The following is a 13634-nucleotide window of genomic DNA, read 5'->3' on the forward strand; positions in this document are numbered from 1 at the left end:
CAGCTCCTTTGATGGCAGGAAGCTTGGAGGGAAAGCATGATCAGCGGTGTGCAGATGTTCTGCTCAGAGTTTATGGGTACAGCCATTATGATGGCCATCGCGGTCATGGTCGCAGCCAGCAGGTCACTCCCCAAGACAGGGGCCTATCGGGCCGACTGGATCAACGCTTCATTGGGTTGGGGTCTTGCTGTTTATGTAGGCGTATATGCGGGGTGGAGAACGGGCGGCCATCTCAATCCGGCTGTGACCTTGGCCAGGGTGGTCGGTCACTGGATTGATCCACAAGCGACTTTGAACGGTCTGGCTGTGGGCAAGGGTGGCATTCCGGTTACCTTAGCCAACGTGGCCATTTTTATTTCCGCCCAGTTCCTGGGGGCTTTCTTTGGTTCCTGCCTGGGCTACCTGGGCACTCGCAAGCATTTCGAACTTCCGACCGATACGGATACCAAACTTATGGTTTTCTGTACCAAGCCGGCCATACGTTCGAATTTCTGGAATCTGACATCGGAGGCTATCGGCACGGCCATTCTGGTTGCCTGGGTTTTCCTCAATGGGGGGACTCCTACCCAGGTTGGGCCCTTGGGCGTGGCCCTGGTCATCACGGTTCTGGTCATGGCCCTCGGCGGGGTTTCCGGTGCGGCCATGAATCCGGCACGTGACTTTTCCGCTCGATTGGCATACTGCCTTTTGCCCATGTCCGGCAAGAAGGATGCGGACTGGAGCTACGCCTGGATACCCTTTGCCGGGCCGATCGTCGGAGCCTGCGTCGGTGTGCTAGCTCCTGCCTGGATGGGGCTTCTGCCTTGATTGTCGGCATGGAAAAGCCCCTGGCCCTGTCAGGGGGTTATTACGACAGGACCGGGGGTCGAGTGAGTTAAGGTAGCTCAGGCTCAGTAGCTGGCTGAGGTGGGCTCCTGGAAGCGGACTGTCAGCCCGCGGCCGTGGTGAAGGAACATCTCTGCACCGTGGCGGTCGACGTCGCGATGGGTGAAGAGCATGCGGATGGCGAAAGCCGTCTGAACGTCATCGGGCAGATCCAGGAAGGCCTTGTGGGCATCCCATCCATCGGCTGCGACAGCCTTGTTGGGTACGTAGGCATATCCATAGCCGTCCTCGTCCACGTAGCCCAGGAATGGCAAATCCCATGCCTGGTGGTAGCTTAACTGATCCTTGTAATCCTCGACCTTCTTAAGGGCCTCGTCGCTGATGCCGTACTTGCGTGCGACCTCGTTAGCCTTGGCGGTTTTCGCGTCGGCGTCTTTTTCGAACATGGAAGTATCAACAACAATGACTGTATCGTCTGCCATGACTGACCTTTCTGTGTGACGGCCTGCACGTGTGACAATCGACATCATGACCGTGCAGGGCCATGACCGTTCAGGTGACCGTCCATCGTCGACGGTGACCTCTGGATGCAAGATTCCTTCCACTTGCAAGAATAGCAAATTTCGCCTGCAGATAGGGGCAGGGAACCGTGAGGTTCGCCATAGGTGCCTGTCACTAGTGAAGAAGAGGCCCAGCTGTGTTCTCGTGCGGGGAACGATTAGCCTAGGTCAGCATCCTGATCCCCGCGATGCCGCAACAAGCACATCAGTGCCAGGCCGAGGACGGCAGTGCCGATAGCCAGCGCTACAGGCATGACTATGTCTGAGCCTGAGGCGGCTAGGGCTTGGGAATCTGCAGATGGCTTTGCTTGGTCATCAGAAGATTGGTTTCCTGGCACCGGTTTTTGGCTGTTGGAACTGGTTTGATCTGGTTTGTTGCATGCATGATCGGACTCGCTCGGTTTGCTCGGTTCTACCGGTGGATTCGGCTTGTCATGTCCTCCGGAGTTGTCTGGCTTGTCCGGCTTGGCCTGGTAGGTGTTGGTGAAGGTGGTGTCCTTGCTGGTGATGGTGGCTTGGAGCTGGCCGTTGAGGTCGTCGGTGACGTGGACGTCGACCGTGGCCGCGTGCCGGTCGTAGGTGATGCCGGGCAGGCTGCCCTGGTCCTCGCGGATGGTGTAGTGGTAGTCGCCGGGCTGGTCCAGGGTCAGGTCGTTGAAGGCGATCCTGCCCTGGGCGTCGTTGGATGCCGAGCCCGCTTCATGGCCGGTCTCCCCGTCGTACAGATGGAAGGTGAACTCGTCAGCCTTCAGGTCCCGGCCCTGCAGGTGCTTGGTGGCGGTGATGACGGGCTTGGCCGGCTTGGCTTGGTAATGGTTGGTGAAGGTGGGGTTGTTGCCGTCGATGGTGGCTTGGAGCTGGCCTTGCTGGTCGTCGGTGACGTGGACGGTGATCCGGTGCGTCTTCTGGTCGTAGGTGATGCCGGGCAGGCTGCCCTGGGCCTCGCTCACGGAGTACGTGTAGTCGCCGGCCTCGGTCAGGGTCTGGTCGGGGAATGCGACGGTCCCGTCGGCCTTGTTGGATGCCTGGGTCGGCTTCCCGCCCTTGGTGTTCTGCAGGAGGAAGTCGAACTCCCCGGCTTTCAGGCCCCGGCCTTCCAGATGCTTGGAGGCGGTGAGCCTGACCGTGGCCGGCTTGGCCTGGTAGGTGTTGGTGAAGACCGCCGTGTCTGTCTTCTTGCCCTTGTTGTCAGTCCACTGCGCCTTGGCGGTACGGTGTAACTGAGCTGCATCGGTTGTCAAAGTGATGGTCAGGATTGCAGTGCTCTGATCATACGTCAGGCCAGGAATGGAGCCGGTTTCCTGGTGTATACGATACTCGTAGCCGCCATCGTCGGGCAGAGCAGACACGTTGACAGGCACCTGGGCATTTTTGTTGTCGGCATCTATGGTGATTTGGCTGGGCAACGCTGCGGACGGTGCGTTATCCAGGGGCTCGACAGCCAGTGTGAAGGAGTCTGAGTTGAGCCAGTTCCTGCCTTGGATCTGTACTTTGACTCCTGCAGACACTTCATTGGTGTCCATTGTGCCTGTCAGGCCGCAGTTGTTGAAATCCAGGGATTGGCTGGCCGCGTCCACCATATCCTCGGCCTTCTGGAACTTAATATCCTTGATGACGGCGCCTTTCATGGTTCCGTCCTCCAGTATGTCGCTGGCTGAGGAGTTTTCGCTCGGGCTGGCTCCGCTGGCCTTCTGGATTGTCGTAGACAGGTGGATCCAGTTTGTACTCGGAGCGGGGTCGAACCGCAGATGGAATTGCCCTGCCGGTATATTGGTCAGTTCGTACTTGCCCTGGGAATCAGATTTTGTGCTTAGATCATCATGTGGGGTGACGACCGACTTGGCGGGCTTGTCGTCAGAATCGTTGAGCAGGGTCACTTTGACATCTTTAAGCAGAATATCTTCCGAAGAGCGGGTGCCGTCCCCATTGACGTCGTACCATACGATGCCACTGATGGAACGTTGAACAACCATGGCCTGGGCCGGCATTTGGTTCAGTGCATTGCCCCAGCGATTCCGATAGAGGTCGCCGGAGGAGTTGTTTCCGGGGTTTATATGGAAAGTAATGTCATAGCGGAATTGGTTGGGCTGCCCATCGATGATGAAGGCCCAGGCGACCACGTTTGCAGGCATTTTCACTTCGCCACTTGTTGTGTCCAAGTCAGCCTCGTCCCAAGAGAGGTATTCCTGGGATTGTATGGAACTCGTGTCATTCACCCGCCATCGAGAATCTGTGGTGTAGCGTATGGTGATTCGGCTCAGACTAGCCCCCGCCGAAGCTTTTACGTTCATATCGGCAAAAGTAGGTTCCCCGTGGAAGTCGGGTTTGCCGCTTGTCTGTTTGTACGGCATGATGTCGATGGCATAGTGATGCTGCTTGCCACTGCCTGAGGTGCTGCTCAGCATGTTGGTGAAGCCAATTGGTGTACCGGCTTCATTAGTGTCCTGTACGGCCGAGGTGGAAAGGCTGGTGGTGTTGGTCCGCCAAGCGTGGATGGTGAAGGAATCGGCGGTCTTCAAGTATGTGTTGGGCTGGGACATATTCTGTTTTGACTGAACTGTGGCAGAGGTCGTCAGGTCTTCGTTGGAGCCGATGTCTTTGTTAGGGTCAGTCAGGTCACCCAGGGAGGTGGAGAAGTGGATGACGCGGTTGTTGCCGTCCACAGGGATGTCGGTCAGTGTCCAGGACAGAGTGGTGATTCCGGTTCCGGGGTCCGTGCTCACTGATGGCTCACAGGCGGTTCCGCCCTCTATGTGGCCCATTTCAGGCGTGGCTTCCGTATATGTGCCACCCAATCGGGCGCTGCCGGGGATGTAGTGGAGCTTTGCCGGTAGTTTGTCGGTGATGTAGAGTTCGGTTTGGGCGCCCTTGTTGGCTTGGGAAGCTGATGTGCCGGTGTTGATGGTTAGCCGCCAGTCAACGAACCGTTGATCGCTGTCTATGTCAAAGTATTCTTTGGGTTTGGAATTGGTGCTTGTTTGTGCTACGGCGTTGGAGATGGTGTTGGTTTCGCCGGCTACATAGAGGCTGTCCCCGTGTTCATTGCCGCCGGTGTCTCCGCCCAGGTAACCGTTTATTTGGTCATAGTTGGCCTTGGTATAGCCTCCGACTGACGTGGCTAAGACGGGAGATTTGATTTTGGCCAGATCGTAGGGGTTCTGTTTCTTGGCCCACTCCTCCCATTCCTGATCGCTGGAGTTCTCGGGGCTTAGCCCGGCCATAGCTGCTAATTGACTGCGGGTGAAAGTGCGTGAAACTGATGTCAGCTGGGCTACCGAACTTACTTTGGCATCGGGGAGGACGTTGATTACAAATCCGCCGAAGCCGAATCGGGAATTCTCTTCGGCAAACCTGGAGGGCGCGGCGGTGCGCCCGCCCAGCAGGATGCCTACAACCGTGCCATGCTTCTTTGCATCCTCCTGCGTGCTATAAAAGTTCAGATCCTCTATGTCGGCATTGGCTTGCTCAGTGTCGTTTTTCCAGTCTTTCCCGTCGGGTTTGGTGGCGTACATGACCAGATCCAGCAACGGGTTTTTATCGCTCGTTGGATCATTGTATTTGCCGTTCTGCCAGATGCCGTTGCCCCAAGGAAGATCCAGACCGTCGGAGTTTGGCAGTCCAACTACCTTTGGGTCGATCTTGACCAAGGACATTCCCAGCAGAGGCAGATCAGCCCTGCTGGTTTTGAAGTTAAAACCGGCCGTTACCCGCACTTTGGTCCCTGCGACTGCTGAGTCGGTCCCCCGTAGATTGTCAGGAGCAGTCCACCACCCGCAGTCCACGCCGTCATCAAAATAGTTAGGAGCCGTCATGCAACTGTACTGAATGATGTTGCTGATGCCTGCCTTTATTGTGTTGGAGCCTAGCGTGAAGATGACGTTGTGCCACATGTCATCGGACTGGTCGGGTTGGTTTGACGTGTCCGTGGGGCCAGAGGCATGGGGTAAAGACTGGTTTGATAGCGATTTCGCACTCAGGTTGCCGTCGTCGACCTTGCTCTGCAGGCTGAGGCCGGTCTGTCCATAGTAGTTGGCCACGTCCTTGCCGTCGACAGTGGAGGGGTTGAAGACATATAGGTAACCAGTGGAGATTTCGGCCACTTCTTGTCGCGTGCAGTCAGTCGAGGCCAGGGCAGGCGTGCACTTGGCGTCTGGTGCATAGGTGTGTCCCAGGTAGGGGAAGGGGTCGTTGGTTTTATAGTCCTTCAAAGTCAGGTCCAGCCTGAGGCCCTGGCTGTTGCGCTGTTCAGCCACGGTGTATTGACCATTGCCTTGGACTTGGTCCTTTCCAGCCGTGCCACCCGTGGATCGGGCATAGCCATAGTTGCTGAGAGTGGGTCTCCAGCCCTGATCGCCGGTGTTGCGTCCGCTGTTGTTGAAGTCGCCGTCGATGGTGCCGATGTCCCAGAAGTAGGGTTGCAGATCCGCTATCTTCGGGTAGGCATCTCCGCCAGCGGTCTGCCACAAATTGCTCAGTGACAGGGAAAAGGTAATGGGGCCAGTGGGAACCTCCAGACCCTTGAGGCCCTTGGTTCGATCGGGCCAACGCATGTCAACGGCCCAGTTGAACTTGCTGATTATCCCCTTGCGCTTACCCAGCTCATGGTTGGGGTAATTGCTGGCGGCTGGGGTGTTGAAGTCGAAGGTTTGGTTGCCGGAGCCTTCATTGGTTCCGCCAGTGATTCGTAGGTTCAGATTAAGCTTGGCCGACACGGTGACCTGATCGGATGTGGCTGAAGCAGGATCGGTCTTGGTGGTGGTATTCGGAGCGCCCCAGGCTTGGACCTCGGGGGCGAATTTGCTGCCATTGGGCATGCTTCGGACCCGAAGGACCAGAGTGACGCTGGAGGATCCCGGAATAACGGTAGGCAAATTCTGTGGGGCGGTGAGTAGCCTGTAAACGGTAAGCACCCGTGTCGGATGACCGTCGATAGTCTCTGTAGTTTGCTTTGGCTGGTATTCCGGCGTAGTGTCCACCCAGCCCATGGAATTCACATCAAAGGTGACCTGGTCCTCAGGCTGGCTCAGTTTGAATTGGAAGCCTATTCGGCCTCGGCGATAGCTGGTTGTCTCGCTGCGGGTATTTACGGCAAAAGAGTAGGTGTAGGACACCTTATCGAAAGTGCGCACTATGTCATTGTCTGCATCGTGGTCGTCGCCGGGGTTGTTGTCGTTGTCGAAAGGAGCCGTGCCAGTGGAGCGGGATGCTTGGGACAGTGTGGTGACCACGGCGTCGTCGGTGTCCAGCATGTCCTTGATTGCCGATTTGGTGGTCGGCCCTGTGCTGGGTTGTATGGGCGCGGCCTGGCTCGATGAGGTTGACTCCGACTTCTGAGCGGTTTGGGCTGCCCCGGACGCGGCGGTGTTTAACTGTGGAGTCGAGGTTTGGGTCGACGTGGACGATGTCTGCTGTGCTTGTGTCGTTGCATATGTTGATGTGGAGGTGGAGGTCTGGGCATCAGCTGTCTGTCCACCATCGGCTAAGGCCATAGTGGGTATTAACGTGGCCATAGCCAACAGGCCGGCCAGGACTTTTCCGCTCAAATTACCCTTTGCCACGTTTCTCCTTTTGAGCGCCGACGACCGACTGGGGCGTCGGGCCGGGCATCCCCTTCGGGTCATCCGGTCGACTGTCTACGATGGTTCTCAAGTCATCCGATAAAAGTGCTGTGGAACAGTATACAGAATCCTTGGCTATGATTCCGCTATTGCTGTGCGTCTCCGGAGAAAAAAGGGTCAACAATGGACAGAGCAAGGAGGCCCGCATGAGTGAACGGGATCATCGTGAGCCTTCGGCGGTCGGTCCTCCAGGTCACGGAATGCGCGAGCGGTCGACCGTTTACGGGTTTTTCATCATCATGGGCATCGGTACTTCGGCCTGGATTTCTCGACTGCCAACAGTCAAGGCAAGTCTCGGTCTGCAGCCTTCGGGCCTGGCTCTGATGACCATCCTGGGAGGCTGCGGCGCTCTGGTCGGCATGCTGGTCTCGGGTGTATTGACTGATCGGCTGGGCGTGCGGCGGGCCATGCTGCTGGCAGCCTCCACCTGGTGCCTGGGCATGGTAATCGCGGCCTTGGCTGTCACTCTGCGCTCGGTGCCCGGGGTGGTTTTGGGACTGCTCTTCAATTCGGCGGGGATCAGCCTCTGGGGAACGGTCAACACCGTCGAGGCGGGTGCAGTGGAGCGCTTCTCCTCTCGGTCCATAATGCCGCGTTTTCATGCCTCATATAGTTTGGGCATGTTTCTTGCCTTGGGACTGGGCTCGCTCCTGTCTCATCTGGGTGTGGCCATAGGTGCGCACCTAGCAGTCAATGCGCTGGTCAGCCTGGCTCTGGTGATCGCCTGCGTTCTGCTCTGCCCGGCTCAGCCTCTAGGGGATTACAAGGGCGGCGCTGACGACCGACGTTCGGATCAGCAGGCGGGTTCAGGGCAATCGTCCGCCTTCGGCAAGCAGTTGGCGGCCTGGGGCGATGCCCTGGTGCTCATGCTTGCCCTGATCAACGTGGCCCTGGAGGCCAGCGAGGGTGCCGTCAACGACTGGAGCGGTATTGGCCTGGTCGATGCCTTCGGCGTCCCTGAGTCTCAAGCCGGTCTTGCTCCCACGATTTTCGCTGCAGCCATGATCGTTTCAAGGCTGTTGGGGACACATCTGATCGAGCGGTTGGGGAACATGCGCTCGCTGGTCCTGACCCTCCTGGTCTCGGCTCTGGGCATCCTGGTCTATGCTCTTTCGCCCTCTTTTGTGTTGAGCCTTGTGGGCACTGGAATTTGGGGTGTCGGAGCTGCTCTGGGCGTACCCATTGTTACTACTTTGGCAACCAAGGATCCAGCCGTGGCGGCCCAGCGTGCTTCGGTCATCTCCACTGCCTACTACGGGGTCTCCTGGATCATCCCTCCGGCTATTGGATTCCTGGCCGACCATACCGGTGTCAGGCCGGCGCTGTTGCCCTTGGCGTTCTTGCTGGTGGCGGTTACCCTCCTGGTGCCCCCGGTGTCTAGGCTCACTCGGGAATGACGCCCTTCGGTTGGCAAAACTCCGCCAACCGGTTGTCGGGCGAAGCACAATCTTTGGGCAGATACTCGGATTCAAACAGCCGTTCCCAAATATTGCCGTACACGTCAGTGAATTTTATGGCCACAGCAGCCAGTCGACACCGGCCCTGAGGATCGCCTTTAGGGCAAATGGATGCCCTTGCCCGCCAGATTCTCCAAGCATTCCTGCAGATAGGCTGCATCGTGCTCGGGGTAGATGGGGTTCGTCAACGGCACGGCAGTCAGATCCTTGTATGGCGGGCAGTGCCTGCCGCGGTAGAACGGATCATACCAGGCGGGATCAGGAAGGTAGCCGCGCTCGCGCATCGTTGCCATGACTAATAGATGAAATTGAAAGAGCTTATATGGGCAGTGGTCGAAGACATAGTCAACGGTGGCATGCTGTCGACCCCATCCAAGGCCCCGCAGGGCGGTGATCTCCCTATGCTGGCCCAGCAGCTGCTGTCTGGGAAGCAGCCGGATCAAATCTTGATGCCACAGTCGCATGACGCCCCCTCGTTGAGGGCATAAGTGAACCCCTCCTTCAGCCTAGCCGCTTGTATCACTGTGAAGCGGACTGGCAGAAGAAGGGGTTGGGGCAATTCCTTACTGGAACTCCTTACTGGGCGATGAATCCGCCGTCCACAACGAATTCGGCACCCAGCGCGAACTTGGATTCGTCGCTGGCCAGGTAGACGCAGATTTCGCCGATGTCCTGGGGCTCGCCGATATGACCCAGGGGCGTCAGCTTGCTCATCCTGTCCTCAAGGCTCTGGCTGATCAGAGGGGTCTTGATGAATCCGGGATGGACCGAGTTGATGCGAACACCGTAGTTGTTGTTGGCGGAATCCAGAGCGGCGGACTTGGTCAGCAGCCTGGTGCCGCCCTTGCTGGCGTTGTAGGCTCCGGCCCGGCTCAGGCCCACGAAGCCCTCGATGGAGGAGATGTTGATAATGGATCCGCCGCGGCCTTTCATGACCCGCATGCCATGCTTGGTGCCCAGGAAGGTTCCGTTCAGGTTGATAGCGATGATCTTCTTCCAGTCATCGTAGCTTTCCTCGTCCATGGTGACGCCTTTGTCGCCGACGCCGGCGTTGTTGACCACGGTGGTCAGCTGGCCCAGCTCCTTTTCAACGGTGTCGATGGTAGAGACCCACTGGTCCTCGTCCGTCACGTCCAAGGTGTGGAAGACGACCTGCCCGGGATGCTCCTGCATGAAGCTGCGGGAGGCATCGGTCTCCTTGATGTCGGTAAGGGCCACCTTGGCCCCCTCGCGGACGAAGCATTCGGCGATGCCCACGCCCATGCCGCCGGTTCCTCCGGTGATGATGGCTACCTTACCTTGTAGACGATCAGTCATATCCACTCCTTTATAGAGATGTGCTGTCGTATTTCATCGTATGCTATGGCATGCCCATACTCCCATACTGATGGTTGCTGCATGAGCCATTCGGGATGATACGTCTCCTGCGGTTGGTATGTGGATTTGTATTACTGCTTCGCCAAGCCTGCTGGCTGTAACTCGATGAGATTTTTCGACCTCAAAAGCGATGCTATATGGCGTAAATCAGCATGATGCCAACTGTATTGTTCACGAATTAGTTTGGGTTAATAACGTATCCGCACTCATCGGCCTTTGTAGCTTAGTACCTTATCTTTGAACAAGCAGCGATACAGAAATTACTGTAAAAATTATTTCATGTATACAGGCTCTCTATCCTGTGGCCATCGACCAGTGGAAGAGAGCCAGTTGTCAGAGCTGTTACCATGATCAGCGCGCTCAAGGTGAGCAGTATGGCACAACCATGTGGCGGTCAACAATTATTTCCCAGAGGATCGCTGCGACGGCTGAGGCTGCGGAACCGTCCATCTGTACGCAGGCATCAATCTCCGTATAGTCCAAGGTTCCGAAGCCCGAGCGCACCAACAGAGGTGTTTCGACCGTCGTGCAGGTATATACGGAATCCAAATCCGAAAGAACCGAGCAGCAGCAGGATGCCCTGGTTGGTGAAAGCTCGCAAAGATGCCCATCAGTCCGCTACTGATCTCCCCCCCCCCTAAACCAAGGACCGCATTCCGGTCGTTGATGAATCCAAGTGTGATCTCGCCGATTGCTTGTCCAATCATGCAGGAGGAGGCAATCAGACCTGCCATGGAGGCCATGGAGGGAATGGATGTCGCATAGGGGGGGGGCAGGAATTGGTAGACAGTCTGATCAATGGTGATCAGTACGCAGAATATCTCCAAGGATCAGAAAGCCGGGGTACGCATGGCCTGATGCGCTGTTAGCCCTTGCTCGTGGGTTTTGCTGCAGATCTAGGTCTGATGGATGTGAGCGGACGACGAATATGGTAAATGGAAGAGCGGCGACCTGGATGATAAGTCCAACGGTCAGGCATCTACGTCTCCATCCGTCGGGTGCGGATTGGATGATCAAGTTGCCTAATTGGTTGAAAATAGCACCACCTACACCTGTGAAGACCATGCACAAACCTATATTGAATCCGATGCGCTTGCAGAACCATGCGTTGATCAAGATGGGTACGGCTAGGTAAAGTACAGCCGGCATGCCCACGCCCATGATGAATCCGCAGACGTAGAACTGCCAGACAGCCTAAAACCAGCAAAAGGATGCTTGCGCTTAGCATAGCGCGCAGGTCGAATTGCGTGGGATGATACCAATATGTTGTTGCGGAATCCGCGATGAGGATGCCAATATGGGCACGAATTATCCTAATAGGATTTTTGAATGTTGAAGAGTAGCGAACACTCAGTAATCACCGCTTTGACGGCGGTACTGTATAGGAGTCATACCTACTTGATGTTTGAAAGTGGTGCACAGGATTGATATCGAAGAGAATCCGCACTGTTTGCGGATTTCGTCCAGGGAAAGGTCGCTGTTGGCAAGTAGGAACTTGGCCACATCAATACGTGAAGCAGTGATATATGCGTGAGGTGTCAGACCTGTTTGTTTTTTGAAGATGCGAATAAAGTGGTATTCGCTCATATATGCCCGTTCTGCCAGTGAGCTCACCGTTAGTGACTGATTGAGATTATCGGCGATGTATGCTATCGAGTCATCGATGGTATGTGAGCGCTTTGCTGTGACTCCAGGCTTGTTCTCTACAGCAAATTCCGTGAGCAGATCGGTAATATGACGAGCCATCTCCGGTTCGGAGTATCCACCTTGATCCGTGGCCATATCGTGGATTTCACGCAACTGAGTCCGCGCATATGAAGGGTTGCGAAGGGTAATTACGTTTCCAAGTTTTGCTGTGATCAAATCATAATACGGTCGTGCCGTTATTCCATCGAAGTGCATCCACAACACGTCCGTTTTAGTGTCAGTCCCATAACGATGGCGGGAATAGCAGTCAACGAGAACGAATTGATCAGCCACGGCCCGCAAATGACCTGCAGGCAGATCCAAATCCATGGATCCTGAGAGCACTAGCATGACGAGAAAACTGTCAAAGGACCGGCGATCAAGACGATAGCCGGGCTGGTAGCTGAACATGCCAGATCTGAGCAAGTAAAGAAATGTACGCCGGGCTGTGGCTGAAGGAATTCGCATGACGAAGTCCGACTTGGCCAAGTCGATGAAGTGCTCGGCGGGTTTCATGATTACTGTTCCTCTTTGTCCATATTCCTTAACGATATGCTATAAGTCTGGTCCTTAAGTGGGTAAGGATGATGGCAGGAGCCGTGTGGTTATGGCCCCTGCCATCATCAAAATGCCCGTGTAGGGCCCGGTTTCAGTTCTCGCTCATGTCTTCTAGCGCCACGCCGCTGGTTTCGGGCAGGGCCTTGGTGACTAGGAGGAAACCTACTACGCCGAAAAGGGCGAAGATCACGTAGGACCAGCCCAAGCCAATCCCGTCACGCATCGAAGGGAACACCCAGTTACAGGCGGCTGAAGCAATCCAGCAGAAGAAAGTCGCCACTGACACTCCTATGGCGCGAATGGAGTTTGGCAGCACTTCGGAGATGACGACCCACATGCCAGGTGCCCAGGTAGCGGAATAGCAGAACCAGAATACATTGGCTACGATCAGCAAGAACCAGGCCCAGCCTGTGGTCACGTTCACTTCACCGTTGACCACTTTGCCGGTGAAGAACCCTACGGCCATAAGCGCCAGACCAATGGTCATGGTTACGGAGCCAATCGTCAGCAGCTTGCGCCGACCGATCTTGTCGATGTAGGCCATGCCGATCATGGTTGCAATGAGAGCGAAGATCGTGCGAATGAACGACATATGCAATGCGCTTTGCTCGGAGAATCCGACCATCTGCCACATGGACGAATCATAGAACATGATAACGTTCGTACCTTGGAGCTGCTGCAGCATGGCTACTCCGATTGCCACCCACATGACCTTGCGCAATCCGAAGCAATCGCCTCTCAGATCAGACAAGCGCGCCGGACGTTCGAGCATGGTTCCACGTATTTCCTGAACCTTGTCGTCGGGATCGGGCTCGCCTGTGATTTCGGAGAGGATAGTCCTGGCCTTTTCGTTCTCCCCTTTCATCACCAGGTATCTTGGGGACTCCGGAAGCATCAGTGCCACCACGAACATGAGTATGCCTGGCAGAGCCATAGTCATCAGCATCCATCGCCAAGCCGCCAGACCCAGCCACCAGGTCTTTTCAGCACCGCCTGCGCCCATCGCATACAGATCATTGAGGCCTAAAGCTGCTATTTGTCCAAGGACAATGGCGAATTGTTGCATGGAACCTAGCATGCCGCGCAGATTCTGAGGAGCGATCTCCGATATGTATGAAGGCCCGATGACGGAGGTGAAGCCGACCCCGATCCCTCCTAGGAATCTGAATATGAAGAACACCCAAACGTTGCTTGTCAGGCCCGATACCAAGGCGCAGGCCACGAAAAGTATGGATGCGCCGATAAGAACCTTGGTGCGACCGTAGCGATCGGCGAGTTTGCCAGCAAACCAAGCTCCTACAGCGCAGCCGACGAGCGCCGATGAAACCGTGAATCCGGACATGAAGCCTGTGACGCCGAATCCGGAATCCGGACTGGTCAGTGCCTTGACGGCGCTATTGATGACGGATGTGTCGTAACCGAACATGAATCCGCCGACGGCAGCGGCCGCACAAACGATAATGAGTTTGATCCTATTGCCGTTGGATAAGCCTTTTGCCGGCGGTATGCCGGTTTTAGTTGGATGAGACATGTGGGAAACTTCTTTCTATGTT

Annotated in this window: 8 protein-coding genes; 2 read left to right on the forward strand and 6 right to left on the reverse strand. The window is 56.1% G+C overall.

Features of this window, described 5'->3' with window-relative positions:
• Positions 1–36: 36 nt before the first annotated feature.
• Positions 37–807, forward strand: coding sequence for an MIP/aquaporin family protein (locus RAM15_RS00870; RefSeq protein ID WP_306221667.1), 771 nt, complete (start codon positions 37–39; stop codon positions 805–807).
• Positions 808–890: 83 nt separating this feature from the next.
• On the opposite strand, the gene RAM15_RS00875 is transcribed toward RAM15_RS00870, so the two are convergent.
• Together RAM15_RS00875 and RAM15_RS00880 are read right to left on the reverse strand one after the other, a co-directional pair.
• A complete protein-coding gene (locus RAM15_RS00875; protein ID WP_045924232.1) occupies positions 891–1307 on the reverse strand; it encodes a hypothetical protein in 417 nt (138 codons plus the stop codon).
• Positions 1308–1543: 236 nt separating this feature from the next.
• Entirely contained in the window at positions 1544–6634 is a 5091-nt protein-coding gene (locus tag RAM15_RS00880) for a Spy0128 family protein (RefSeq protein WP_306221668.1), read from the reverse strand.
• Between the two features lie 515 nt (positions 6635–7149).
• On the opposite strand from RAM15_RS00880, the gene RAM15_RS00885 reads away from it, so the two are divergent.
• Entirely contained in the window at positions 7150–8400 is a 1251-nt protein-coding gene (locus RAM15_RS00885) for an MFS transporter (protein ID WP_306221669.1), read from the forward strand.
• Positions 8401–8558: 158 nt separating this feature from the next.
• Here the strand turns inward: RAM15_RS00885 and RAM15_RS00890 are convergent, their stop codons facing one another.
• The 4 genes from RAM15_RS00890 to RAM15_RS00905 form a co-directional block, all read right to left on the reverse strand.
• Positions 8559–8924, reverse strand: coding sequence for a TIGR02328 family protein (locus RAM15_RS00890; RefSeq protein WP_306221670.1), 366 nt, complete (start codon positions 8922–8924; stop codon positions 8559–8561).
• 112 nt (positions 8925–9036) lie between these two features.
• Positions 9037–9777: an SDR family oxidoreductase gene (locus RAM15_RS00895; protein WP_121914317.1), complete on the reverse strand. Its 741-nt coding sequence runs from the start codon at positions 9775–9777 to the stop codon at positions 9037–9039.
• Positions 9778–11187: 1410 nt separating this feature from the next.
• A complete protein-coding gene (locus RAM15_RS00900; protein ID WP_306221671.1) occupies positions 11188–12039 on the reverse strand; it encodes an AraC family transcriptional regulator in 852 nt (283 codons plus the stop codon).
• Positions 12040–12172: 133 nt separating this feature from the next.
• Positions 12173–13612: a sugar porter family MFS transporter gene (locus tag RAM15_RS00905; RefSeq protein WP_306221672.1), complete on the reverse strand. Its 1440-nt coding sequence runs from the start codon at positions 13610–13612 to the stop codon at positions 12173–12175.
• Between the last annotated feature and the right edge of the window lie 22 nt (positions 13613–13634).

This window comes from Bifidobacterium asteroides, assembly GCF_030758775.1.
In the GTDB taxonomy this organism is placed as follows: domain Bacteria; phylum Actinomycetota; class Actinomycetes; order Actinomycetales; family Bifidobacteriaceae; genus Bombiscardovia; species Bombiscardovia kimbladii.

What these genes read in the sequence shown, in the direction of transcription:
- RAM15_RS00905 (WP_306221672.1), bottom strand. Translation starts at nt 13,612, where the DNA reads ATGTCTCATCCAACTAAAACCGGCATACCGCCGGCAAAAGGCTTATCC.
- RAM15_RS00875 (WP_045924232.1), bottom strand. Translation starts at nt 1,307, where the DNA reads ATGGCAGACGATACAGTCATTGTTGTTGATACTTCCATGTTCGAAAAA.
- RAM15_RS00900 (WP_306221671.1), bottom strand. Translation starts at nt 12,039, where the DNA reads ATGAAACCCGCCGAGCACTTCATCGACTTGGCCAAGTCGGACTTCGTC.
- RAM15_RS00890 (WP_306221670.1), bottom strand. Translation starts at nt 8,924, where the DNA reads ATGCGACTGTGGCATCAAGATTTGATCCGGCTGCTTCCCAGACAGCAG.
- RAM15_RS00895 (WP_121914317.1), bottom strand. Translation starts at nt 9,777, where the DNA reads ATGACTGATCGTCTACAAGGTAAGGTAGCCATCATCACCGGAGGAACC.
- RAM15_RS00885 (WP_306221669.1), top strand. Translation starts at nt 7,150, where the DNA reads ATGAGTGAACGGGATCATCGTGAGCCTTCGGCGGTCGGTCCTCCAGGT.
- RAM15_RS00880 (WP_306221668.1), bottom strand. Translation starts at nt 6,634, where the DNA reads ATGCTGGACACCGACGACGCCGTGGTCACCACACTGTCCCAAGCATCC.
- RAM15_RS00870 (WP_306221667.1), top strand. Translation starts at nt 37, where the DNA reads ATGATCAGCGGTGTGCAGATGTTCTGCTCAGAGTTTATGGGTACAGCC.